Origin of the sequence: Bradyrhizobium sp. 191 (assembly GCF_023100985.1) — a bacterium.
In the GTDB taxonomy this organism is placed as follows: domain Bacteria; phylum Pseudomonadota; class Alphaproteobacteria; order Rhizobiales; family Xanthobacteraceae; genus Bradyrhizobium; species Bradyrhizobium diversitatis.
This window is the reverse complement of the sequence record NZ_CP064692.1, coordinates 7,049,442-7,073,305: the sequence shown is the minus strand read 5'-3', so window position 1 is coordinate 7,073,305 and position 23,864 is coordinate 7,049,442. Positions and strand designations below refer to the sequence as shown.

The window sequence follows — 23,864 nt, the reverse complement described above, 5'->3', positions numbered from 1 at the left end:
ACAATTCTCCACCGGCGGTCAAGCCGGGGAGAACACCTGGAGGAAACATGATCCGATGGTTGGTCGGCCTGATCGGCTGGAGTCTTGCCGCGACGAGCGCGCTCGCGGCCGACCCCGTCACGATCGGCGTCGGCTATCTCGGCATCGCGGGCACCAGATCGACGCTGTCGCTGGTAGAGCAGCCGGCCGAGAATGACGGCGTTGCCGGCGCCCGCCTCGCCATCGAAGACAACAACACCACCGGGAAATTCCTCAACCAGCGCTTTACGCTGGAGGAGCGCCGCATCAAGGAAGGCGAGGACGTTGTGCAGGCGGCGTCCGCGCTCGCCGAGAAGAACGGCTTCATCGTCGCCGACCTGCCGGCCGATGCGCTGCTAAAGGCCTCGGACGCCTTACGCGACCGCGGCACGCTGCTGTTCAACGTCGGCGCCATCGACGAACGGCTGCGCGAGGCCGATTGCCGCGCCAACGTCATCCATACCGCCCCGACCCGGGCAATGCTCGCCGACGCGCTCGGGCAATACCTGGTGTGGAAGCAGTGGAAGCGTTGGCTGCTCGTGGTCGGCTCCCATGACGCGGACAAGCTGTTCGCCGACGCGCTCCGGCGCACCGCCACGCGGTTCGGCGCCAAGATCGTGCAGGAGCGCACCTTCGAAGACAAAGGCGGCGCACGCCGTACCGATAGCGGCGTGACACTGGTACAGCGCCAGATGCCTGTCTTCACTCAGCAGGCGCCGGCCTATGACGTGCTGGTCGCCGCCGACGAGAGCGAGGTGTTCGGCGCCTATTTGCCCTATCGCACCTGGGAAGCGCGGCCCGTCGCGGGCTCGGCCGGACTGGTGCCGCGCAGCTGGGACGCCGCGCAGGACCAGTGGGGCGCGATCCAGATGCAGAACCGCTTCTTCAAGCTGAATTCGCGGCGCATGACCGCGCTCGACATGCAGGCCTGGACCGCGGTGCGCATGATCGGCGAAGCCACCTCGCGCACCAATTCCGGCGACGTCAGGAAGGTGACCGATTTCATCAAGGCTCCGGATTTCTCGGTCGCCGCGTTCAAGGGCACGCGGCTCACCTTGCGCGACTGGAACCTGCAGCTGCGCCAGCCGATCCTGCTGGTCGACGGCCGCATGGTGGTGTCGGTGTCGCCGCAGGAGGGATTCCTGCACCAGGTCTCCGAGCTCGACACGCTCGGCTACGATCGTCCGGAGAGCAAATGCAAGCTGAAGTGAGCGAAGTGACGCGACGGAGCCTCCGCAGAGATGGTGCGCCCCCTCCCCCGCGTGCGGGCGAGGGTTGGGGAGAGGGTGTCTCCGCTCGCGAGAACCCCCAAGAGGAGAGAGCCCTCTCCCGTATCGCATCTGTCGATGCGATACGACCTCCCCCGCAAGCGGGGGAGGTGAGGACCGCTCGCGGACGGAGATCGCACCTGCTAAGAGCAGCGTTGCTGATGGTTCTGGCGACCACCGCAGCGCCCGCACACGCGTTCATCGCCTATGTCTCGAACGAAAAGAGCAACACGGTGTCGGTGATCGACACCGACAGCTGGACCGTGACCAAGACCATCAAGGTCGGCCAGCGCCCGCGCGGCATCGATTTCACGCGGGACGGCAAGTTCGTGCTGGTCGCGGTCGGCGACGACGACACCATCCAGGTGATCGATGCCAAGACGCAAACCGTGGTCGACAGCCTGCCCTCCGGACCTGACCCCGAGCTGTTCGCACAGGATGCCGCCGGCAAGATCCTCTATGTCGCCAACGAGAACGACAACACGGTGACCGTGATCGATCTCGAGAAGCGCGCACGCCTCGGCGACATCCAGGTCGGCGTCGAGCCCGAGGGCATGACCATCAGCCCCGACGGCAAGACGCTGATCAACACGTCCGAGACGACCAACATGGCGCATTTCATCGACACCGCCTCGCGTCAGATCGTCGCCAACGTGCTGGTCGACGCCCGCCCGCGCTTCGCTGAGTTCAAGCATGACAGTTCGGAAGTGTGGGTATCCTCGGAGATCGGCGGGACCGTGTCGATCATCGATCCCAGGAAGCACGAGGTGATCGGCAAGGTCACTTTCGAGATCCCGGGCCTGCGGAAAGAGGCGATCCAGCCCGTCGGCATCGGCATGACCAAGGACGACAAGACCGCCTTCATCGCGCTCGGCCCCGCCAATCGCATCGCCGTGGTCGACGTCGCCACGCGCAAGGTGACGAAATACCTGTTGGTCGGGCAGCGGGTCTGGCACGTGGCGTTCACGCCGGATGAAAAGTATCTGCTCACCACCAACGGCGTGTCGAACGACGTCTCGGTCATCGACGTCGCCGCGCAAAAGGTGATCAAGACCATTCAGGTGGGCGAACTGCCCTGGGGCGTCACGATCGCGCCATGACCAGCCCTGCCCCGATCGCCGAACCACACGACGCCGCACCAGGGCCCGATCCCGCCGCGGTGCCGGCGCTGGCGATCGAGGGCGTCAGCCACGCCTATGGGCCGCGCCGCGCGCTGATGGACGTCTCCTTCAATGTCCAGCCCGCGAGCTTCACTGCGCTGCTTGGGCTGAACGGTGCCGGCAAGAGCACGCTGTTCTCGCTCGTCACGCGCCTGTTCGGCATCCAGTCCGGCCGTGTCGCCATCTTCGGTCATGACATCAGCAGGAGCCCCGGCGAGGCGCTGCGGCTGTTAGGGGTCGTGTTCCAGCCGCGTACGCTCGATCTCGATTTGTCGCTGACGCAGAACCTGCTCTATCACGCCGCGCTGCACGGCATCAGCCGCCGCGAGGCCGCCGCGCGCAGCGCCGAGCTGCTCGGCCGCATCGGACTCGAAGAGCGCACCAGCAGCAAGGTGCGCGATCTCTCCGGCGGCCAGATGCGGCGGCTGGAGATCGCGCGGGCGCTGCTGCACCGGCCGCGGCTGCTGTTGCTGGACGAGCCTACGGTCGGCCTGGACGTCAAGGCGCGCGCCGACATCATCAGCCATGTCCGCCAGCTCGTGACCGAGCAGGGCATCGGGGTGCTCTGGGCCACGCACCTGTTCGACGAGATCAACGCCGGTGACGATCTCGTGGTGCTGCACCAGGGCAAGGTTCTGGCGAAGGGGCCGATGAGCCGCGTCATCGCGGAGGCCGGCGCGCAGGACGTCAACGCCGCCTTCATGCGCCTGACCGGCGCGCAAGTGATGCCGGGAGGCGGCGCATGAGCAGCATCACCACGCGCGAGACCCCGCGCGGCTTCTCGGTCCAGGACTACCTGACCTGCCTCACCGGCATCGTCTGGCGCGAGGGGCTGCGCTTCCTGCATCAACGCGAGCGCTTCGTCTCGGCCCTGGTGCGCCCGCTGGTGTGGCTGTTCATCTTTGCCGCCGGCTTCCGCCAGGTGCTCGGCATCTCCATCATCCCGCCCTACGAGACCTACATCCTCTACGAGGTCTATATCGCGCCGGGCCTGATGGCGATGATCCAGCTCTTCAACGGCATGCAGTCCTCGCTGTCGATGGTCTATGACCGCGAGATGGGCAACATGCGCACGCTCCTGGTGAGCCCGCTGCCGCGCGGATTCCTGTTGTTCTGCAAGCTGCTCGCAGGCACCGCTGTGTCGCTGCTCCAGGTCTACGCATTCCTGCTGATCGCCTGGCTCTGGGACATCACCCCGCCGCCCCAGGGCTACCTCACCGTGCTGCCGGCGCTAATCCTGTCCGGGCTGATGCTGGGCTCGCTCGGCATGCTGATCTCCTCGGGCATCAAGCAGCTGGAAAACTTCGCCGGGGTGATGAACTTCGTGATCTTCCCGATGTTCTTCGCCTCCTCCGCGCTCTACCCGCTCTGGCGGGTGCAGGAGGGCAGCCCTTATCTGTACTATCTCTGCGAGGCCAATCCGTTCACCCATGCGGTCGAGCTGATCCGCTTCGCGCTGTACGGGCAGATCAACTGGATCTCGCTGACGGTGGTTGCAAGCTGCACAATCGTCTTCATGGTCGGAGCGATTTTGGCCTATGATCCCTCGCGCGGGCTGGCGCGACGCGGGCCTGCGGGAGGCGAAGGATGAAGGTCTGGCTCCTGGCTGCCCTGGTAATCGCGCTGTCCGGCACGACCGCGCGCGCGGCCGATCCGCGCTATCCGGACTGGCCCTGTACCCAGGCCAAGGTGCCGGAGATCTCGCTGGCCGCCGTGTGGGCCGGTCCGCCGCTCGAGGATGTCCAGAACAAATGGAAGGACGACGCCAAGGTCAGCGCGCTGGTCGCAAAATTGGCGGCGCGCAAGACGCCGCTGGACGAAGCCGAGACATCGGTGAAGGAGTTTCTGGCCGCCTCCGGTTCCGACAAGACGGCGAATGCGAAGCTGCTATTTGCCGGCCTGTTCGACACGCTCAATGCTCAGCGCTCGCAGGTCATGAACGGGCTCGAACGCGTCAGCCGGAAGCAGCGCGAGGCCGGCGACAAGATTCGCGAGGAAACGCTCCAACTCCACACCCTGCAAGGCGCGACACCCCGCGACGAGGCCAAGGTCGAGGCGCTCAGCAACGAGTTGATCTGGAAGACCCGCATCTTCGAGGACCGTACCAAGGTGGTGCGCTTCGTCTGCGAGGTTCCAACCACGATCGACCAGCGCCTGTTCGCGCTCGGCCGCGTGATCCAGCAGGAAATGGAATAGCGGCAGCCTCGCTGACGGCTTTCGCGAAAGTTCCGCAATCGTTAACCTTTTGCCGAGCTATCTGCCGGAACCAAATCGATCCAGGATGCCTTGTCGAAGTGAACCCCATACGTCGGGAGGCCTCGATGGGAACCACAAGATTCATCTTCGCGGGCGCCGCGGCCCTTAGCTTGCTCGCATCCAGCGCTTTTGCCGAAGACATGACCGGAACGATCACGCGAATCGACCGGCTCAACGGCACGATCTCGATCCAGCAGACGCAGAAGGGGACGGTCGGCGCCAGCGCCGGCAGCGCCGGCGCGCTCCAGGAGTACAAAACCAAGGATGCCGCGATGCTGGATGCCGTTCATGCCGGCGACAGGGTGAACTATACGGCCACCGAGACGAACGGCACCGGCACGCTGACGAAGCTGCAGAAGCAGAAATAGAGCACTTCGCTTGACCTCTCTCCGCTTGCGGAGAGAGGAAGCGTATCTTCGCTGATCAATGTTGCTCGGGCCGCGGCTCCGGCTGCGCCTCATCGGTCGGAAGCTTCGCGCGCTCCCAGCCGTCGGTGCCGTCTGGGTACCAGGCGATGTTGGAATAGCCGTAAGCCAGCGCACGCTTGGCGGCATTCCAGGACATCCAGCAATCGGCGAGGCAATAGATCACGAGCAATGCGGCCTTGTTGCCGCGCGAGGCGCGCGCGAGGCCGCGCTGGAGATAGTCATCCATGGCCGGCGGCAGAGTGCCGTAGCCGGTGTCAGGCAGCCACATGCTGCCCGGAATGTTCCGGCGCGGCGCATCGCGCCACACCGTGCCCTCGGGAAGGTTGTTTGGTTTCGGCGGGCGCGGCATCACGTCGACGAACGCGCCGCTGTTTGCGCGCCATATCGCCTCCGCCTCCTCGGTCGTCAGCACGCGCGCGCCGGCAAGCGTCGCCGGCACCGGCGCGCGATAATTGTCGGTGCGATAACCCTCGGGCTCGAACGGCTCCTGCTGCCGCGCCGACGCCGGTGCCAGGAGCAGAGCAACGACAATCGCAGCGGCAAGCGGCCGTCTCATGGCGTCTTCTTGGCCGCCTCCGCGCCGAGCGGCCGGTCGCTCTCGTCCAGCAGCGGTACGCCGAAATCGAGCAGGATCTTGTTGATCTCGCCCTGGTTCTCCTGGATCAGCTTGTTGAGCTGCCGCTTCCAGTTCTGGTCGGCAGGGCGCACGCCCATGCCGATGCGATAGACCAGCTTCGGCCCGGTGGTTTCCTTCACCAGCGGCGTGACATGGAGCGAAGAGCCGGCCTTCTTCGCATGGTAGCCGGCCATCGGTCCCCACAACACGCCGGCGTCGATCTTTCCGGCGGCGAGGTCATTGATCATGGCCTGTGCCGAATTGTCGAAGCGCGTGTCGATCATCAGCGGATAGGGCTTTGCATCGCCCATCAGGCCGGCCAGCGCCATGTTGGTCGCCGGCGGTGTGCCGGCGACGATGCCGACATGTTTGCCCTTCAACTTGGGATCCTCAAGCGTATCGACGTCCTCGAGCCCGCTGCCGGCCTTCGAGACCAGCGCATAGCTCGTGCGGTAGTAGGGATTGGTACCCTGCACGAGGTCGTCGCCTTGCGGGAAACCCATGATGACGTCGCAGCGATGCGCGCCCAGCGTCATCCGCACGAAACCGGTGGCCTGCGGAAAGAACACGTAGTCGAGCTTCTTCTGGAGCTTGTCCGCAAGAAACTCGGCGAGCTTGTTCTCGAACCCCTCGCCCTTCTCGTTGGAGAACGGCAGATTGCGCGGATCGGCACAGACGCGCAGCACCTTGGGATCGACCAATTCGAATGAGAGATCGCCGGTCTCGCTGGTCTGCGCGATGGCGGCATCGCCGAACGCACAGGATGCGACCACGACCCACAGTGAAAACAACCAGCGACGATGTCGTCCGGCCTCCGTCATCGCGCTTCCTCCTCGTTTTGGTTGGATGTTATCCATGCAACGCATGACGCGCCACCTGTGCCAACTTTGCGCTGGCCCAACTTGTTGCAGTGCAACGAGACGAACCCCTTGAACTGAGGCAGAAAAAAGTGTCTCGCATCGCTCTGATGATCGCAGCCTGGTTCCTGCTCGAAGCGACGCTAGCACGCGTCTGCGCAGCCGAATTGCCTGTGAGCGAAGTCGCACCGGGAATCTTCGTGCACTCCGGGACCATCGCCCTGATGACCCGCGAGAACGAAGGTGACATTGCCAATGTCGGCTTCATCGTCGGCGATGAGGCCGTGGCCGTGATCGATACCGGCGGCAGCCTTCGCGAAGGCGAGGCGCTGCTGGCCGCTGTGCGGGCCCGCACGCCCAAGCCGATCCGCTATGTCATCAACACCCACGGCCATCCCGACCATGTCTTCGGCAATGCCGCCTTCGTTGCGGAGGGCGCGAGCTTCGTCGGGCACAGCAGGCTGCCGCAGGCGCTCGCGACGCGCGGGCCGTTCTATCTCGACAATTTCCGCCGCATCATGGGCAGCGAGCTGATCGATCCCGTCAAGATCATCGCCCCGACCCTGCTCGTGACCGATACGATGACGCTCGATCTGGGATCGCGCCGCCTGAGCTTGCGTGCTTGGCCGGCCGGACACAGCGACAGCGACTTGATCGTGTACGACGAGACGACCAGGACCCTGTTTGCTGGCGACCTGGTCTTTCTCCGCCACATTCCGGTCATGGACGGCAGCATCCGCGGCTGGCTCGACACCTTGAACCGGCTTGAGGCCATCCCGGCGCTACGCGTCGTTCCCGGTCACGGCCCCGTGAGCGACTGGCCCGCCGCGCTGATCGATGAACGGCGCTACCTATCAACGCTGCTGTCCGACGTCCGCACGCTGAACAAGAAGGGCGAGCCGATCCGAGCCGCCGCAGACAAGGCGGCCGCGTCGGAACGGCCGCATTGGCAGCTGTTCGACGACTACAACGCCCGCAACGCAACTGCAGCATTCTCTGAAATTGAATGGGAGTAGCGGGCGCGCTAGGCTGTCACCGACGATCGTTTCGTCCGCGCGGGATCATGACCATGACAGGATGCACACGCCGCCTGACCCTCACCGCCCTCCTGCTCGGCCTCGCTTTCGCGACGCCGGCGAAGGCGGAAGAGGCCTATGATCCCTGGCCCGGCCTGGTGCAGGACATCTTCAAGAGCCGTCCGATGAATGACGGCAGCGCCGTCATCGGCATCGAGATGCCCTACCGCGCCGAGGATGCGGCGATCGTGCCGGTCACCTTGCGCAGCAAGCTGTCGCCCGGCGATGCGCGGCGCATCCGTTCGATCACGCTGGTGATCGACCGCAATCCGGCTCCGATGGCGGCGAAGTTCGAACTCGGGCCCGACGCCAATGTCACGGAGATCTCGACGCGCGTTCGCGTCAACAACTACACCGATGTCCACGCAGTCGCCGAGCTCAGCGACGGTCAGCTCTATGTGTCCAAGACTTACGTGAAAGCCTCCGGCGGCTGCTCGGCACCGGCGGGCAAGAACGTCGAGGAAGCCAGGAACCGGCTCGGCCAGATGCGCTATCGCCAGTTCGCCCGCGAGGACGCGCCGGCGAGCCGCGTCCGCGAGGCGCAGGTCATGATCGGCCATCCCAACAATTCTGGGCTCCAGATGGACCAGGTCACGCAGCTCTACATTCCCGCTTTCTTCATCAACCAGCTGAAGCTGACGCAGGACGACAGCCCCGTGCTGTCGATGGAAGGCGGCATCTCGATCTCGGAGGATCCCAACCTGCGCTTCACCTATGTCTCCAACGGGGCCAAGCATTTCCGCGCGGAGGCGAAAGACACGGACGGGCACGTGTTCCGCAACGAGTGGGATGTGGAGAAGCCGGGGACGTGAGTCTCTCGATCGTCATGGCCGGGCTTGTCCCGGCCATCCGCGAACTGCGGGCCTATCCAAGAACGTGGATGCCCGGGACAAGCCCGGGCATGACGAATACGGCTGCTCATCATGCACTGTCAGAAACACCTCACCTCGGCTTCCGCCTGCGCGCGCCTCAAATCGTTCACCGCCGAGTTCGCCTGCTCCGAGGTGCGGAACTGGACGCCGAGATTGCCGCGCACCTGCGACATGCTGAGCGCGGTCTCGGCGGTAACGTAGCGCTCGTAAGGTATGATCGAAGCCACCACGTCGATCGAACAGGAACATTGCTCGATCGCAGCCCGCGTCTCGCCGGTGGCCTTCATGCAGCCATAGACATACTCCGCGCGCGCCGAGGTAGGATAGTCATTGACTTCCTCGGCCCGTGCCACGCACGCGCCCGCAGCCAGCATCACCAATGCGGCGACAATCGGTCGTAGCTGTCCCGCCAGATTCATGCGCATCCTCCCGCTGGTTGCGACCAAGGCTATGCTATGCGTATTGTCCTGAAAAGCATTCCGTCAGAGGAAACGGCTCACAAGGTGATGAGAGCACTGGGTGTGACAAGGGCATTTGGTCGAACATTGGCGCTTGCAATGACGCTGGCGCTGACGCTCGCCGCGCCCAGCCGCGCCGCGGACGCGATCCGCCTTGCGGTGCAGAAGACCGGAACATTCTCCTGGGAGCTGGCCGCAATCCGCGCGGCCGGTCTCGACAAGGAGGCCGGCCTGTCGCTCGAGGTCACCGAGCTCGCGAGCACCGAGGCCGGCAAGATCGCGATGCGCGCCGGCAGCGCCGACATCATCCTGTCGGACTGGCTGTGGGTGTCGCGCGAGCGTGCGCTGGGCGCCAAGCTCACTTTCTATCCCTATTCGAGCGCGTTGGGCGCGGTGATGGTTCCGGCGGCTTCTCCAATCAAGACGCTGGCCGACCTCAAGGGCCGCAAGCTCGCCGTCGCCGGCGGGGCGATCGACAAGAGCTGGCTGCTGCTCCAGGCGCGCATGAAACAGGACGGGATCGACCTGAAGTCCGAGGCAACCATCGTCTATGGCGCGCCGCCCCTGATCGCCGCGAAGGCGCTCGACGGCGAGATGGACGCGAGCCTCAATTTCTGGAATTTCTGCGCCCAGCTCGAAGCCAAGGGTTTTCGTCGCCTCGCGGGTATCGAGGACATCCTGCCGAAGCTCGGTGCCAAAGGTGCTGTCTCCGCCGTCGGCTATGTCTTCGACGAGAGCTGGGCCGCGAGCCATCGCGACGCCGTGGCGCGCTTCATCGCGATGACCCGCAAGGCCAAAGAGTTGCTGGCGACCTCGGATGCGGCCTGGGACAAGGTCGCGCCGCTCACCGGCACCAGCGATCCGGCCGTGCTCAAGACCTACCGCGACCGCTACCGCGACGGCATTCCGCGCCGGAGCATCGACGACGAGGAAAAGGACGCACGCGTGCTCTACCGCGTGCTGGCCGAGATCGGCGGCCGCGATCTCGTTGGCCCTGCGGCCGAGCTCGACCCCGGCACGTTCTATCACGCAGTCCCCGGAGACTGAGGTGCTGCGTCTGCTCTCGTTCGCCCTGTTCCTCGCAACCTGGTGGACCGCCGCGCTGTTCGTCGGTGGCGCGAAGCTGCCCTCCCCGCCGGCCGTGCTCCAGGTCATGATCGCGGAAGCATCAAGCGGCGCGCTGTTCCTGCATCTCGGCGCCACGCTGGCGCGCGTCGCGCTCGCCTTCACCCTCGCGATGTCGCTCGGCAGCGCGATCGGCTATTTGATGGGCCGGGTCAAGCTCGCCGACCGGCTCGGCGATCCCTGGCTGATCCTGCTGCTCAACCTGCCCGCATTGGTCGTGATCGTGCTGGCCTATATCTGGGCCGGGCTCACCGAGGCCGCCGCGATCGCGGCGATCGCCATCAACAAGCTGCCGACCGCCATCGTCACCTTGCGCGAGGGCGCCCGCGCGCTCGACCGCTCGCTCGACGAGATGGCGAGCGTGTTCGCGATGCCGCGCTGGCGCGCCTTCCGCCACGTCGTGCTGCCGCAGCTTGCGCCCTATATCGCGGCCTCCGCGCGCTCCGGGCTGTCGCTGGTGTGGAAGATCGTGCTGGTCGCCGAGCTCCTGGGTCGTCCCAACGGCGTCGGCTTCGAGATCGGCGTCGCCTTCCAGCTGTTCGACACGCCGCGGCTGCTGGCCTATTCCCTGACCTTCGCCGCCGTCGTGCTCGTCATCGAAACCTTGCTGGTGCAGCCGTTCGAAGCCCGCGCAAACCGGTGGCGGCCCCGTGCGGCTTGAGGTCGAGATCACAGGCAAGTCCTTCAGGAGTGCCGCCGGCGAAACGCACGAGGTGCTGGCGCCGGTCCGGTTCGCGCTTCAATCCGGCGAGGTCGGCGTGCTGATCGGGCCGTCCGGCTGCGGCAAGAGCACGATGCTGCGCATCATCCTCGGCTTGGACCACGACTTTGCAGGCCGCGTCGCACGACCGCCAGAGGCGCGGATCGGCATGGTATTCCAGGAGCCGCGGCTGCTGCCGTGGCGCTCGGTCGAGCAGAATGTACGGCTTGCGGCCCCGGAGGTTTCCGACGCGAAGCTGTCGGAGCTGTTCCGGATCCTGGAGCTGGAAGCGCATCGCAGCCACTTCCCCGGCGAATTGTCGCTCGGCCTTGCCCGCCGCGTCGCACTCGCCCGTGCCTTCGCGGTTGAGCCCGATCTCCTGGTGCTCGACGAGCCCCTCGCCTCGCTCGACGATGCGCTCGCCGGCCGTTTGCGCGACGAGATCGCAACGCTGGTCGCGAGCCGTCCGATGATGACGCTGCTTGTCACCCACAGTCTCGACGATGCGATCCGGCTCGGCGACCGGCTGTTCTTCTTGTCGCCGCGTCCCGCACGGATCGTACAGGAGCTTCCGATCGCCATCCCCCGCGCCGCGCGCAGCGAAGCCGAGATTGCGGCGATCAGGACCGAGCTTGCACGGCGCATCCAAGCGGAACAGGGCGACGTTCACGCCGGGCGGGATGTCTCATAGGCAACCGCGCGAGGCCCGTGCTAAATTGGGTTGCTTCGGAGTCTGCTGATGAAGCGAAGGATCGCCCTGACGGCACTTGGCCTTGCTCTGCTCGCGACAACGACGCGCGCGCAGGACATGATGCGCGATCTAGATCTGACGTCACCCGCGATGGTCTCCGCCGAGATGAGCCGGCAGGAGGTCGAGGCCGCGCTGGCCAAAGCGAGCGGCGCCCCCGCCGATTTGACTGGCAAGCGGTTATCCGGGCTCGATCTCAGTGGTCTCGACCTGGCCAACGCAATTCTCCGTGCGGCACGGCTCAACAAGACGAAACTCGCCGGTGCCCGCCTTGATGGGGCGATCCTCGATCAGGCGTGGCTGCTGGATGCAGATCTCACGGGCGCGAGCCTGAAGGGCGCCAATTTGTTCGCGTCACAGATGGCACGTGCTCGCCTCGACGGCGCCGATCTGACTGGTGCGCGCATCGCGGCAGATCTCACCGGCGCGAGCATGGTCGGCGCGTCGATCGCGGATGCGCATCTCGGTGCCGACATGCGCAATCAGTCGATGGGGCTGATGCGCGCGGTGCTGAGATCCGCCAATCTGGAACGGCTGAACGCGCGCAACGCCGATTTGTCACGCGTCGACCTTGAATTCGCGGTCCTCAGGGGCGCCGACCTGAGCGGTGCATCACTGAAAAACGCCCAACTCGGCGGAGCCGATCTGACCGGCGCGATCGTCATCGACGCCGATTTCGACGGCGCCGATCTCGCCTCGGCGAAGCTGATCGCGCCGAACGGCCTTGACCGCGCCAAGAATTTCGACAAGGCAAAGAACCGCGAACGCCTGATCAGGGAATGACGGCGCGCCTGTGGGAGGACTGCTCGATGCGTTGGGTACTGGCTCTGATCGCGTTGTCGACGCTTGTCGGCGAGGCCGCCGCGCAGACCAAGGGCAAGGGCGTAAGGCTCTGGAACCTGACGACGGAGACGATCTCCGGTTTCCAGCTCGCGCCGGCCGGCAAGACCGACTGGGGTCCGAACCAGTGCTTGAACGACAAGGACAAGGAGGTCGATCACGACGAGCGGCTGCGCATCACCGGGGTCGAGCCCGGCCGCTATGACGCCAAGGTCAGCTATCCCGACGCGCGGCAGTGCATCGTCCGTGACATCGAGATCAAGGCGGACGCCGTGTTCTCGATCGCCGACAAGGATCTGAAGGACTGCACGAAGTAGCGCTCGAACAGATCCTTGCGCCCTATGCCCTGTCGTTGGGGTGTGGATATTCGCAGCGCCAACGCACCGCCTGCCACTTCGGATGCTCGCTGACCCATTGCGCGATATAGGGCGGCGCGGCCATCACGCATTGGCGGGGCGACCCGGAATAGTTGAACACCAGATGCTGCTCCTCGCAGGTCGCAGGCGAGAGCACCGCACACACAGTCACCACCAGGTCGATCGGGTTCATGCCGGATCCTCTCGCAAGGGACGCTGGAGATTAGCACGAAAGGTTACGTTGCAAGGAGGGGGAAGTTTCAGGCGGAGGTCGGGATGACGATGGGAACTGCCTCCATCCCTTGCTGCCTTGCGATGCAAAACGCCGAGTTCTCCAGAGGTCATGGCCGGGCTTGTCCCCGCCCCATGACGATCTCGCAGCTAGAAGTTGATCCCGAACACCATCCTGGCCTGGTGCCGCTCGAAATTGACGAGGTCCAGCTTGCCGCCCGATCCGGCCGGACGCCCCCAGGCCTGCATGCTCCAGCTCAAGGTCAGCCGCGAGCGCTCGGATAGCTGGAAATATGCGGTGGGGCCGACGAACAGGGCCTGGCCTGCAAATTCTCCGAGGCCGATCCCCTCATATTGCCGGAAATAGCGCAACTCGCCCCCGAGCAGCACATTCGGCCGCACGCGCGCCAGGCCAGCAAACGCAGCGCCGATCGTTGAGCTCTTCTCGGATATTCCTCCAACCTCGAGGCGTGCCCATTCCGGTTGGTAGATCAGGTTGAGGGCGCCGATGGCGAAGTTCGGGATCAGTTCGCGGTCGAATGCCAGCGTGAACTCGGTGCCGTACATTCGCCCTTTCGCGCCGCTGGTCTCGTCAATGCGGTCGCCGTGCAGCTCGGCAGCGATGGTGAAGCCGAACGGGGCGCGGTTGCGATCGAGCAGGCGATAACGCAGGTCGAGCGAGGCGCCCTGGAAATTGAATTGGCGGCGGTCGTCGATATCAGGGACGCCGGTGATGTCGTGCAAGCTGGCGGTGCCGCCGAGCTCGATACGAAAATTCGGCAGTGGCACCACCTCGATCTCGACCTCGTGCTCGAGCGCGCGATACGCCGCCCCGCCTTTGCCGAAGCGCGCTGTCGTTTGAGTCTGGAATTCGCGCTCGCCGACATTGCCGACATCGGTGCCGATCATGAAGCCGAAAATGTGCTCGGTATCAAAGCCTTCTTCGGCGCTGCTGCGTGCCGGCGCCAGCACGATTGCGCACCCGATCACCATCCAGAACTTACAGGTTCTGCCGTCCATCCCCTGCCCCGAAGGCGCGCCGCCGCGATGCGGCAGCAACGCTCGCCGAGCATCAGCGTAGCACAGAGCGGCAGAGCACGGTCGAGATTTTGGTGGAGAGGTCGAAGCCTGCGCACATGCCGCTTCGCGACCATCGCGAACCACGATGAGGCCAGGCCGAAATCCGACACTGCCGCGGCTTCGACGGCGTTCGCCATCGAAGCCGCGGCAGGTCGTCAGTCTTACTTGCGCGAAGCGCAGGCGTACATGTTGATTTCCATGCCGACCGGCACTTCCACGATCTTCGGAGCTTTCCAAGCCATTCGGGGTCTCCCAAGGTATTGAGCGCGACATCGCGCGGCGCAAAACGTAGGGCTGCGTCAGGTGCAGTTCAAGCTTCGATTGGACTGCCGAGCGCATCTGTGTCGATTCTTCGCCATTGTATTTCTCTCTCGGACAAAGCCAGTTCCCTCTTGGTCAAGCACGACCAGCGAGACAACAACTTGTGCAATGCACCGCGCGTCTGATCGACAGTGGCGTCAGCAGCCCTTGTCAGCCATTTCGGTATTCGGCTTGGCGCCTTCGGCGCGCTGGGCCGCGGTCGGCTCGCTCTGCATTTGCCGCTGAGCATCCTCGGACGAAGCCGGCGTTTCACCGCTTGCACGGTTCATCGTGCTGGTCGGCGGATGCTGGTTGGTATCACTCGTTGAGCTGGACGAGTGCGATTGAGCTGAGCCCACGGTGACCGGACCAGAGCCGGCATCCTTGTCGGTGCTGGCGCTACCGGTGTTGCACGGGCCGGCGACGGCAACGCCGGCGCTCAATGTCAGGATGGCGCAGGCAGCAAGAACGGAACGTTTTGTGTTCATCTGCATCTCCTCTTCGCCTGCCGCGCAGCCCCGGCGCCAGGCAGGACGTTGCGGAGAAAACAGGCCGAGCAGCCCGATGTTCCCGAGCGTCAGGCCGGAATGATCGCAAATACGGCCTCGTCACGTCAGTTCCGATTGCCCCGCTCACCGTAACAATCGCAGCAGGGTGCGGCCTGCGCGCGAGTTCAGCTCCTTCGCATCCAGCGTTCCGTCCTTGTCGGGATTCGCCGCGTTGAAGCGTTGCTCGACCACGGACAGATATTCGTCCAGCGTAAGCGTCCCGTCGCGGTCAGGATCGGCGGCGGCGAGCTCTTTCGCCGACAATCGTCCGCGCAATTCGCGCGCATCAAGCGTGCCGTCATGATCGGGATCAAGCTTTGCGAACATTGCGGCGGCCACCTTCTTCACCTCGGCAAGATCGAGCGTGCCGTCATTGTCGGTGTCGAACAACTTGACCGCGTTGTCGGAGGCCGACCACGCCGGACCGGCCGACAATGCAATCGTAAGCGAAAGGGCAAGGGCAAGGGCAATTGAACGACTCGAAATCATCTAGACCTCCCTGACGATGAGCCCCGAATCGACGGGACATGAACGACATAAATCCGCAAGCGGGCCTTGGTTCAAGTCCGGACTTGCAACTTGCGCGCACCACAACCCGGGACAACCCGGCCGTGCGCCGGCACGCCTGCACCCCGGGACCGCTTCGTAGCGCGGAATTTTCTCAGCGTCTCAGCACAAGTGGAAGTTGCTTTCGCAAGGTTTCCGTAAGGTGACCGACACCCGCGTCCGACGATATCGGCACGGCACTTACGACTTTCGTATTGACGTGTTTTGCTTTCAGGCGGAGTGTTGCAATCGCAGCGTCAAAAGGCGCGCATATTGGGAGGAACGGATGAAACGCTTTGCGATGGCCGCAGGCCTCGTCATGCTTGCGTCAACCTGTGCAAATGCACAAACCACCGAGCAGCTGGTCAAGGGCGCGACCGACACGTCGAACGTTCTCAATTATGGAATGGGCTACAATCTCCAGCGGTTCTCGACGCTGAAGCAGATCAACAAGGATACGGTCAAGAACCTCGTCCCGATCTGGAATTACAGCTTCAATGACGACCGTAGCGAGGAATCCCAGCCCATTGTCTATCAGGGCGTGATCTATGTGACCACGCACAACGCGACCATGGCGGTGGACGTCAAGACCGGCAAGCAGATCTGGAAGAGCAAGATCGAATATCCGGCGGAGACGCCGCGAATTGTCTGCTGCGGCATCATCAACCGCGGCGTCGCGATTCATGAGGGCAAGCTGTTCCGTACGACCCTCGATGCCCACGTGATTGCCATCGACGCCAAGAACGGCAAGGAGCTGTGGCGGCAGAAGGCGGCGGACATCAAGGAAGGCTATTCGATGACGGTGGCCCCGCTCGTTGCCGACGGCGTCGTAATCACCGGCATATCCGGCGCCGAATTCGGCACAAGGGGCTTCATCGACGGCTGGGATCCGGCAACGGGCAAGCATCTCTGGCGCACCCATTCGATCCCCTCGCCCGACGAGCCCGGCGGTGACACCTGGAAGGGCGACACCTGGAAGCTCGGCGGCGGCTCGACCTGGATCACCGGGTCTTATGATCCCGAGCTGAACACGATCTATTGGGGCATCGGCAATCCCGGCCCGTTCAACTCGGCAGTGCGCCCCGGCGACAATCTCTACACCTGCTCCGTCCTGGCGCTGGATCCCAAGACCGGCAAGATCAAGTGGCACTACCAGTTCTCGCCGAACAATCCGTTCGACTACGACGCCGTGGCCGAGATGGTGCTCGCCGACGTGAACATCGATGGCAAGCCGACCAAGACGCTGATGAATGCCAACCGCAACGGCTTCTTCTACGTGCTCGACCGCACCAACGGCAAGCTGCTCGCGGCCAACCCTTACGTGAAGGTCAACTGGGCAACCGGGATCGACATGAAGACCGGACGTCCGATTGAGACCGACGTTTCCAAGGACGCACGCGAGGGCAAGAAGGTGACGGTCTATCCGTCCATCCTCGGCGGCAAGAACTGGGAGCCGATGTCGTTCAATCCGCAGACCGGCCTTGCCTATGCCAACACGCTCGCCTTCGGCGGCAGGTACAAGACCGAGCCAGTCACCTACAAGCAGGGTGAATGGTACCTCGGCATGGACCTGACCGACCTCTGGGAATACGGAGACGGGCCGCGCGGCCATCTCAAGGCCATCGACCCCATGACCGGCAAATCGAAATGGGAAGCGCCGAGCGACATTCCGCGCTTCTCCGGCGTACTCTCGACGGCCGGAGGCGTCGTGTTCTCTGGCGCGCTGACCGGCGAGTTCGAGGCCTTCGACGTCGACACCGGCAAGAAGCTCTGGCAGTTCCAGACCGGCTCCGGCATCGAGGGACAGCCGGTGACCTGGCAGCAGGATGGCGTGCAATATGTCGCCGTGACGAGCGGCTATGGCGGCGTCTACTCGCTGTTCTCCGGCGACGAGCGGCTTGCCAACGTGCCGCCCGGCGGCTCGCTGTGGGTCTTTGCGGTCAAGCAGTAACCACGGGTACGATGCTGAAAGTGATCTCTCATAAGACGGCGGCGATGATCGCCGCCGTCGCGGTGCTGTCGGTCGCGCTTGCGGCGGCCGGTCGTGCCGATAACAACACCACTGGCAATTCCATGCAGGCGCAGATCGACCATGGCAAGTCGACTTACGCCTCGAAATGCTCGCACTGCCACGGCCCCAATCTGATGAACTCCGGCACCGTCACGCCGGACCTGCGTGCCATTCCCGACGACAAAACGCGCTTCGTCACCACGGTGAAGAACGGCAAGAACAACAAGATGCCGCCCTGGGCCGACATTCTCAGCGACGACGAGATCGGGAACCTCTGGGCCTTCGTCTCCAGCCGGAGAAAGCCATGAGACGATGCCTCTCCATCTGGAGCGTTGCCGCGATCCTCGCGGCGGCGCCTCTCGTTGCGGGCGCGGCCGAGGATCCGCTCAAGGTCTGTCTCGACGAGGACCGGCCACCGCTGTCGGTGCATCGAAAGGGCAAACCGGATGCCGGCTTCGACGTGCTGCTGGCGCGCGCCGTGGCCGAACGCCTGCGACGGCCGCTCGCGATCCAGTGGTTCGAGAGCAGGCTCGATGAGGATTCCAGCCCGCAGCTCGAGGCCAATGCGCTGCTCTCGGATGGGCGTTGCTCGCTGGTCGGCGGCTATGCGCTGACGCAGGACTCGCTGGTCGTGCCCGGGATGAAAACGGCGCGCCTGCCGGATTTCGCCGGAGCTACGCGCGACGACCGGCGGCGTCGCGTCGCGCTCGGCGTGCTCGCGCCAAGCCAGCCTTACATCTATTCGCCAATGACGGTGGTGCTCGGGCCGAAGGCCCGTGGCCGCAAGATCGGCGACATCGGCGATCTCGCCGGCCTGCGTCTCGTCATCGACAGCGGATCGCTCGGCGATGCCATCCTGATGACCTTCGACAAAGGGCGCCTGATCGAGAATATCACGCACCTCGTCCCCGGCCGCGACGATCTCCTGGGCGCGCTCGAGCGCGGCGACCATGACGCGACCCTGATCGATCTTGCCCGCTTCGACGCCCATCGCGCCGCGCACCCCGACACGGCGATCACGGCGTCCGGCTACTATTACCCGATCGGAGCCAATCGCGGCTATGTCGGGCTCGCCAGCGATGGCGCGCTGGTCGAGGCCGTCAACAAGACGCTCGGCCAGCTTGCTACCGAAGGCAAGATCGCCGAATTCGGCAAGCAGGCCGGCCTCACCTATCTGCCGCCGCGGGAGCCAGCGATTCTGGGCGACGTCTGGACGCAGATCATTCAGCGGTGATTGCAAGCACGCTGATGTCCCGGACGGCACGCAGTGACGCTCCGCAGAGCCTGTGCCCGGGCACGTACTCCCTGCGCGCTGCGCACGCATCGTGCGCCAATCTGTCTCGCCTGCTTGCCATGCCCGGCGCCAGCCTGATGCAGTAGGTTCCGCAGAGATCTGGGAGAGAATCATGTCCGCCAAACTCGATCGCCGCCACTTCATCGCCGCCGGTACCACTACACTGGCGATGCCATTCGTCGTACGCGGCGCCTCGGCGCAAGGCGCATCACAAGGCACCTGGCCGGCGCGGCAGATTCGCATGATTTGCAGCTATCCGGCCGGCGGCCAGACCGACCTGCTCGCGCGCGCCTATGGCGAGTTCATCTCCAAGCAGGTCGGCAAGACCGTCGTCGTCGAGAACAAGCCCGGCGCCTCCGGTGCGATCGGCACGGCGGAGGTCGCCCGCGCCGAGCCCGACGGGCACACCATCCTGTGCTCGATCTCGACGACCTACATCATGAACCGGGTGGTGATGAAAAATCCCGGCTACGACATGGACAAGGATCTGACGCTCGTCAGCGTCATTCCCGGCGCCGGCCTGCTGCTGGTGGCGAACCCGAAAACCGGGGTCAAGACGCTGGAGGATTTCGTCGCCTTCGCGCGCAAGAGCGGCAAGGTGAACTTCGGCACCTACAGCGCGGGCTCGGCCCCGCACATGACGATCAACGAGCTCAACAAGCAGTACGGCCTCAACATCGAGCCGGTCCATTATCGCGGCGAAGCGCCGATGTGGACGGGCATGCTCGAAGGCACGCTCGATGCCGCCATGGGCAGCTACACGGCCGCACAATCGGTGCTGCAAAGCGACCGCGGCACCGTCTTCGCCGTGCATTCGAAGAAGGTCGACGCGATCCCCAACGTAAAGACGTTGCCCGAACAGGGCGCTACGTCAAAATTCTTCACCGTGAGCGGGTTCACCGGATGGGCCGTGCCGAAGGCGACGCCACAGCCGGTGGTCGATCGCCTCGCCGAGCTCTGTGTCGCCGCCAACAACGATCAGAAAGTGAAGGAGGTCCTCGCGACTTTCGTGCTCGAGCCCGCGATCGGCTTCAAGGAGACCAACGCGCTGTACCAGCGCGAACTGCCGATCTGGATCGAGAGCGCGAAGTCGTTGGGCCTCGAGCCGGCCTGACCAGACAGCCGGGGCTTATCAGGAGGATGGCCTCTCCGGCCGCCTTCTGAAAAACCACGCCTAATGTTCGCCCGAGGCCACGGTGCCCTGCTGTGCCTTGTGGATCGAGGACGGCACCACGCCGAAATATTTTCGGAACACCCGGCTGAAATGCGACGAGCTGGAAAAGCCCCAGGAGAACGCGACGTCGGTGATGGTCTTGCCGGCGTGGGCTTCGAGCTCCTGGCGGCAGTTCTGCAGCCGCGCCTGCCAGATGTAGTCGCTCACCGTCGTACCGCGCTCCGAGAACAGCATGTGCAGATAGCGCTTGGAGCAGCCGAGCTCGGCCGATATCTGGTCGATGCACAGATCCGGATCGCGCAGGTGCTCGCGGATGAAGAACTGCGCTCGCACATACATCGCTTCGGGTCCGACGCGATCGAACATGGTGTCGGCTTCGCGCAGCGGCAGCAGCAACAGGTCGATCAGCGAATCGGCCACGCCGACCGCGCTGTTCGCCGATAGCTTCGCCGCCTCGTCGAACGTCGCGTGGACGAAATCATGGGCGATCCGCCCCGTGCCTGTTTTTGAGGAGAGCTTGCAGGCAGGCATCCGCTGCGATGGGAATCCGCGGTCGCGCAGCAGGGCCTTCGGCACGATCACCACGTCATGACGCGTGAAGGCCGGGCTGATGATCGAATGCGGGCAGGAGACATCGTAGGCGATGATGTCGCCGGGATTGATTTCGATGTGACGGCCTTCCTGTTCGAAATAGGACACCCCGTAGGTCTGGAAGTGGATCTTGATGTACGGGTGTTCATTGGCCTTGGCGCGTGCGAGCGTGTGCGCGATGCGATGCTGGCTCACCTCGATCTGGCAGAGCTTCAGGCGCGAGACACTGGTGTAGTCAATGCGACCCTCCAGCGAGGACGCCTCCAGCGGATCGACATCGAAATGCCCACACAGGCTCGTCAGCCCATCGATCCAGCTCTGGATCTGGCGCTTCGGCGTCATACCGGTCGTCGAGAGCGTGTGAATGGTGTCGGACATTAATCCAGCCACTGGTTTGATCCGGAGATTCGACGCGAATCGCGACCAGCGCTGCCGGAGCCCTCGGCCGTGATTGCGTGACGTTTACCTCGAATTTGAGCGATCTTGTGGAACAAGCGCCACCGTTCCATTGCCACTCTTGAAACTTAATCCTCCGCCTTCGTTGCAGCGCCGTCAAGGGGAACCTGGGCGTTGAGCGCGGCCCGCCGCGGCGCGGAAACGGCTGAATTCGCTACTGCAAAATCAAAATCTTTGCCCCCGTGCGCTGTCGAGCAAACCGGCTTCTCTCTTGGGCAAGTTTCCCAATGGCGAAGTCGTTAGGGATTGCGGCAGGAACAATAAGAACGGGCCGCTCCTGCACGTGGACCCGTGGCTCTCATCAGGAGGAGGAAACAGCACAGCATCGTTTCTGGTCCCAATCGTGACCGCCCTGCACGAGCAAACGCCGGACGAGAAGCCCGGCGGTCGAGCAATGCTTCGGAAACAATAAACGAGACCAACGGAGGAATGACTATGCGCAAGGTGCTACTGGCGACCTATCTCGGCTCCGCGGCGGCTCTCGCCGTCGGCAGCGCTTCAGCCAACGACGAGCTGATCAAGATGTCGCAGAACCCGAAGGACTGGGTGATGCCGGCGGGCGACTACGCCAACACCCGCTATTCCAAGCTGAACCAGATCAACGCCCAGAACGTCGGCAAGCTCCAGGTCGCCTGGACCTTCTCGACCGGCGTGCTGCGCGGCCACGAGGGCGGCCCGCTGATCATCGGCAACATGATGTACGTCCACACGCCGTTCCCGAACAAGGTCTACGCCATTGACCTTTCCAACGAGAACAAGATCGTCTGGAGGTACGAGCCGAAGCAGGATCCGAACGTCATCCCGGTGATGTGCTGCGACACGGTCAATCGCGGCCTGTCCTACGGCGACGGCAAGATCATCCTGCATCAAGCCGACACCAACCTCGTCGCGCTCGACGCCAAGACCGGCCAGGTGGCCTGGTCGGCGACCAACGGCAATCCCGCGAAGGGCGAGACCGGCACATCGGCCGCGCTGGTCGTCAAGGACAAGGTCATGGTCGGCATCTCCGGCGGCGAGTTCGGCGTGCAGTGCCACCTCACCGCATACGACCTCAAGACGGGCAAGCAGGCTTGGCGCGCCTATTCTGAAGGTCCGGACGACCAGATCAAGGTCGATCCGGTCAAGACGACGGCGCTCGGCAAGCCGGTCGGCGCGGATTCATCGCTGAAGACCTGGCAGGGCGACCAGTGGAAGATCGGCGGCGGCTGCACCTGGGGCTGGATCTCCTACGATCCCGCACTGAACCTCGTCTATTACGGGTCGGGCAATCCCTCGACCTGGAACCCGAAGCAGCGTCCCGGCGACAACAAATGGTCGATGACGATCTTCGCGCGCGATGCCGACACCGGCATGGCGAAGTGGGTCTACCAGATGACGCCCCATGACGAGTGGGACTATGACGGCGTCAACGAAATGATCCTCACCGATCAGCAGATCAACGGTCAGCCCCGCAAGCTGCTGACGCACTTCGACCGCAACGGCCTCGCCTACACCATGGACCGCGAGACCGGCGAGCTGCTGGTTGCCGAGAAGTACGACCCCAAGGTGAACTGGACCAGCGGCGTCGACATGGACAAGAACTCGCCGACCTACGGTCGTCCCAAGGTCGTCGCTCAATACTCGACCGAGCACGGCGGAGAGGACAAGAACACGAAGGGCATCTGCCCGGCCGCGCTCGGCACCAAGGACGAGCAGCCGGCGGCCTACTCGCCGGACACGCAGCTGTTCTACGTTCCGACCAACCACGTCTGCATGGACTACGAGCCGTTCAAGGTGAGCTACACCGCGGGTCAGCCTTATGTGGGTGCGACGCTCTCGATGTATCCGCCGCAGGGCGAAAGCCACATGGGCAACTTCATCGCCTGGGACAACAAGACCGGCAAGATCGTCTGGTCGAACAAGGAGCAGTTCTCGGTCTGGTCGGGTGCGCTCGCAACGGCAGGCGGCGTGGTGTTCTACGGCACGCTCGAAGGCTACCTGAAGGCGGTCGACGCCAAGTCCGGCAAGGAGCTCTACAAGTTCAAGACTCCCTCGGGCATCATCGGCAACGTCACCACCTATGAGAACAACGGCAAGCAGTACGTTGCCGTGCTCTCCGGCGTCGGTGGCTGGGCCGGCATCGGCCTTGCGGCAGGTCTGACCGATCCGACCGCAGGTCTCGGCGCAGTCGGCGGCTACGCGGCCCTCAGCAACTACACGGCACTCGGCGGTACGCTGACCGTGTTCTCGCTGCCGAACTAGGCCTCGCTCTGCATCGCTCCGGCGCGTGGATCAACTCCACGCGCCGGCTCGTCTCCCACCGGGTCCCACCGGGCTCCTCGAGGAAAAATCTCTTGCGTAAAATCTGCTCTGTCATTGCTGCGATGATCTTGGTTGCGTCCGGAGGAATTGCGGTCGCGGACGGTCCGGGCGACCCCACCGCAGTGAAAAAGGAAGACGACGGAAAGTGGCTCGATAAGGAAGGGGTTCCGACCTACAAGATTTCGGCCGACGGCACCGTGGACTGGTTCACCTATTCCGGATACCGCCGCTATCATTCCGACTGCCACGTCTGTCATGGCCCCGACGGCATGGGCTCCACCTACGCGCCGGCGCTGAAGGATTCCGTCAAGAGCATGAGCTATGGCGACTTCCTGGGCGTGGTCGCCTCCGGTCGCAAGAACATCTCGACCGCGCAGGAGAACGTCATGCCTGCTTTCGGCGACAACCCGAACGTCGCCTGCTACATGGACGACCTGTACGTCTATCTGCGCGCCCGCTCCACCGAAGCATGGGGCCGGCAGCGTCCCGCCAAGAAGGAGGAGAAGACAGAGGCGTACAAGAAGGCGGAAGACGCCTGCATGGGCAACAAATGA

28 protein-coding genes are annotated in these 23,864 nt (G+C 64.2%); 19 read left to right on the top strand and 9 right to left on the bottom strand.

The genetic code is table 11. The annotated features are described in order from the left end of the window. Window positions 1–47: 47 nt before the first annotated feature. From IVB23_RS33130 to IVB23_RS33105, 6 genes are all read left to right on the top strand, one after another. Complete coding sequence (locus tag IVB23_RS33130; protein WP_247801348.1) at window positions 48–1,229, top strand: ABC transporter substrate-binding protein; 1,182 nt, start codon at window positions 48–50, stop codon at window positions 1,227–1,229. Between the two features lie 218 nt (window positions 1,230–1,447). Then, entirely contained in the window at window positions 1,448–2,386 is a 939-nt protein-coding gene (locus IVB23_RS33125; RefSeq protein ID WP_061883460.1) for a YVTN family beta-propeller repeat protein, read from the top strand. Next, entirely contained in the window at window positions 2,383–3,192 is an 810-nt protein-coding gene (locus tag IVB23_RS33120) for an ABC transporter ATP-binding protein (protein WP_247801347.1), read from the top strand. Before IVB23_RS33125 ends, IVB23_RS33120 begins: the two co-directional genes overlap by 4 nt. Beyond that, window positions 3,189–4,037: an ABC transporter permease gene (locus IVB23_RS33115; protein ID WP_247801346.1), complete on the top strand. Its 849-nt coding sequence runs from the start codon at window positions 3,189–3,191 to the stop codon at window positions 4,035–4,037. The genes IVB23_RS33120 and IVB23_RS33115 overlap by 4 nt, the downstream gene beginning before the upstream one ends. Then, a complete protein-coding gene (locus IVB23_RS33110; RefSeq protein WP_247801345.1) occupies window positions 4,034–4,642 on the top strand; it encodes a hypothetical protein in 609 nt (202 codons plus the stop codon). Before IVB23_RS33115 ends, IVB23_RS33110 begins: the two co-directional genes overlap by 4 nt. 125 nt (window positions 4,643–4,767) lie before the next feature. Then, window positions 4,768–5,070, top strand: coding sequence for a copper-binding protein (locus IVB23_RS33105; RefSeq protein ID WP_061883464.1), 303 nt, complete (start codon window positions 4,768–4,770; stop codon window positions 5,068–5,070). 55 nt (window positions 5,071–5,125) lie between these two features. On the opposite strand, the gene IVB23_RS33100 is transcribed toward IVB23_RS33105, so the two are convergent. Continuing rightward, on the bottom strand, window positions 5,126–5,686 hold the full coding sequence (locus tag IVB23_RS33100) for a PQQ-dependent catabolism-associated CXXCW motif protein (protein WP_061883465.1): 561 nt from the start codon (window positions 5,684–5,686) through the stop codon (window positions 5,126–5,128). Then, complete coding sequence (locus tag IVB23_RS33095; protein WP_061883466.1) at window positions 5,683–6,567, bottom strand: substrate-binding domain-containing protein; 885 nt, start codon at window positions 6,565–6,567, stop codon at window positions 5,683–5,685. Before IVB23_RS33095 ends, IVB23_RS33100 begins: the two co-directional genes overlap by 4 nt. Window positions 6,568–6,695: 128 nt before the next feature. On the opposite strand from IVB23_RS33095, the gene IVB23_RS33090 reads away from it, so the two are divergent. Together IVB23_RS33090 and IVB23_RS33085 are read left to right on the top strand one after the other, a co-directional pair. Next, window positions 6,696–7,619 (top strand): quinoprotein relay system zinc metallohydrolase 2, encoded by a 924-nt coding sequence (locus IVB23_RS33090; protein WP_247801344.1) that lies wholly within the window; start codon window positions 6,696–6,698, stop codon window positions 7,617–7,619. Window positions 7,620–7,672: 53 nt separating this feature from the next. Then, window positions 7,673–8,491 (top strand): quinoprotein dehydrogenase-associated SoxYZ-like carrier, encoded by an 819-nt coding sequence (locus IVB23_RS33085; RefSeq protein ID WP_247801343.1) that lies wholly within the window; start codon window positions 7,673–7,675, stop codon window positions 8,489–8,491. A gap of 119 nt (window positions 8,492–8,610) precedes the next feature. On the opposite strand, the gene IVB23_RS33080 is transcribed toward IVB23_RS33085, so the two are convergent. Further along, window positions 8,611–8,970, bottom strand: a complete 360-nt coding sequence (locus IVB23_RS33080; RefSeq protein WP_061883635.1) for a hypothetical protein — start codon at window positions 8,968–8,970, stop codon at window positions 8,611–8,613. 138 nt (window positions 8,971–9,108) lie between these two features. On the opposite strand from IVB23_RS33080, the gene IVB23_RS33075 reads away from it, so the two are divergent. From IVB23_RS33075 to IVB23_RS33055, 5 genes are read left to right on the top strand one after another with little or no spacing between them, the layout of a single operon-like run. Next, window positions 9,109–10,056 (top strand): ABC transporter substrate-binding protein, encoded by a 948-nt coding sequence (locus IVB23_RS33075; RefSeq protein ID WP_247801342.1) that lies wholly within the window; start codon window positions 9,109–9,111, stop codon window positions 10,054–10,056. 1 nt (window position 10,057) lies between these two features. Next, window positions 10,058–10,795 carry an ABC transporter permease subunit gene (locus IVB23_RS33070; RefSeq protein ID WP_247801341.1) on the top strand — a complete coding sequence of 246 codons (738 nt, stop codon included), beginning with the start codon at window positions 10,058–10,060 and terminating at the stop codon, window positions 10,793–10,795. Beyond that, a complete protein-coding gene (locus IVB23_RS33065) occupies window positions 10,785–11,525 on the top strand; it encodes an ABC transporter ATP-binding protein (protein WP_061883469.1) in 741 nt (246 codons plus the stop codon). The genes IVB23_RS33070 and IVB23_RS33065 overlap by 11 nt, the downstream gene beginning before the upstream one ends. 48 nt (window positions 11,526–11,573) lie before the next feature. Next, a complete protein-coding gene (locus IVB23_RS33060) occupies window positions 11,574–12,365 on the top strand; it encodes a pentapeptide repeat-containing protein (protein WP_247801340.1) in 792 nt (263 codons plus the stop codon). 26 nt (window positions 12,366–12,391) lie between these two features. Further along, window positions 12,392–12,739, top strand: coding sequence for a hypothetical protein (locus tag IVB23_RS33055; RefSeq protein WP_197968722.1), 348 nt, complete (start codon window positions 12,392–12,394; stop codon window positions 12,737–12,739). Window positions 12,740–12,761: 22 nt separating this feature from the next. Here IVB23_RS33055 and IVB23_RS33050 read toward each other — a convergent pair whose 3' ends face one another. From IVB23_RS33050 to IVB23_RS33030, 5 genes are all read right to left on the bottom strand, one after another. Beyond that, on the bottom strand, window positions 12,762–12,971 hold the full coding sequence (locus tag IVB23_RS33050; RefSeq protein WP_028181807.1) for a hypothetical protein: 210 nt from the start codon (window positions 12,969–12,971) through the stop codon (window positions 12,762–12,764). 188 nt (window positions 12,972–13,159) lie between these two features. Further along, on the bottom strand, window positions 13,160–14,248 hold the full coding sequence (locus tag IVB23_RS33045; RefSeq protein WP_247805006.1) for a hypothetical protein: 1,089 nt from the start codon (window positions 14,246–14,248) through the stop codon (window positions 13,160–13,162). A 2-nt stretch (window positions 14,249–14,250) separates the two neighbouring features. Continuing rightward, on the bottom strand, window positions 14,251–14,331 hold the full coding sequence (gene pqqA / locus IVB23_RS33040) for a pyrroloquinoline quinone precursor peptide PqqA (RefSeq protein WP_008562446.1): 81 nt from the start codon (window positions 14,329–14,331) through the stop codon (window positions 14,251–14,253). A gap of 216 nt (window positions 14,332–14,547) precedes the next feature. Next, window positions 14,548–14,883 carry a hypothetical protein gene (locus IVB23_RS33035; protein WP_247801339.1) on the bottom strand — a complete coding sequence of 112 codons (336 nt, stop codon included), beginning with the start codon at window positions 14,881–14,883 and terminating at the stop codon, window positions 14,548–14,550. A 138-nt stretch (window positions 14,884–15,021) separates the two neighbouring features. Beyond that, on the bottom strand, window positions 15,022–15,426 hold the full coding sequence (locus tag IVB23_RS33030; RefSeq protein ID WP_247801338.1) for an EF-hand domain-containing protein: 405 nt from the start codon (window positions 15,424–15,426) through the stop codon (window positions 15,022–15,024). Between the two features lie 343 nt (window positions 15,427–15,769). On the opposite strand from IVB23_RS33030, the gene IVB23_RS33025 reads away from it, so the two are divergent. From IVB23_RS33025 to IVB23_RS33010, 4 genes are all read left to right on the top strand, one after another. Further along, window positions 15,770–17,434: a methanol/ethanol family PQQ-dependent dehydrogenase gene (locus tag IVB23_RS33025; RefSeq protein WP_247801337.1), complete on the top strand. Its 1,665-nt coding sequence runs from the start codon at window positions 15,770–15,772 to the stop codon at window positions 17,432–17,434. An 11-nt stretch (window positions 17,435–17,445) separates the two neighbouring features. Beyond that, window positions 17,446–17,802, top strand: coding sequence for a cytochrome c (locus IVB23_RS33020; protein WP_061883475.1), 357 nt, complete (start codon window positions 17,446–17,448; stop codon window positions 17,800–17,802). After that, window positions 17,799–18,728, top strand: coding sequence for a transporter substrate-binding domain-containing protein (locus IVB23_RS33015; protein WP_247801336.1), 930 nt, complete (start codon window positions 17,799–17,801; stop codon window positions 18,726–18,728). The genes IVB23_RS33020 and IVB23_RS33015 overlap by 4 nt, the downstream gene beginning before the upstream one ends. Before the next feature lie 172 nt (window positions 18,729–18,900). Beyond that, window positions 18,901–19,902, top strand: a complete 1,002-nt coding sequence (locus IVB23_RS33010) for a tripartite tricarboxylate transporter substrate binding protein (protein ID WP_061883477.1) — start codon at window positions 18,901–18,903, stop codon at window positions 19,900–19,902. 60 nt (window positions 19,903–19,962) lie between these two features. Here IVB23_RS33010 and IVB23_RS33005 read toward each other — a convergent pair whose 3' ends face one another. Then, window positions 19,963–20,931: a helix-turn-helix domain-containing protein gene (locus IVB23_RS33005; RefSeq protein ID WP_197968719.1), complete on the bottom strand. Its 969-nt coding sequence runs from the start codon at window positions 20,929–20,931 to the stop codon at window positions 19,963–19,965. A gap of 513 nt (window positions 20,932–21,444) precedes the next feature. On the opposite strand from IVB23_RS33005, the gene xoxF5 reads away from it, so the two are divergent. After that, window positions 21,445–23,250 (top strand): lanthanide-dependent methanol dehydrogenase XoxF5, encoded by a 1,806-nt coding sequence (gene xoxF5, locus IVB23_RS33000; protein WP_061883479.1) that lies wholly within the window; start codon window positions 21,445–21,447, stop codon window positions 23,248–23,250. Between the two features lie 122 nt (window positions 23,251–23,372). Continuing rightward, window positions 23,373–23,864, top strand: a complete 492-nt coding sequence (locus tag IVB23_RS32995; protein WP_028177982.1) for a c-type cytochrome, methanol metabolism-related — start codon at window positions 23,373–23,375, stop codon at window positions 23,862–23,864.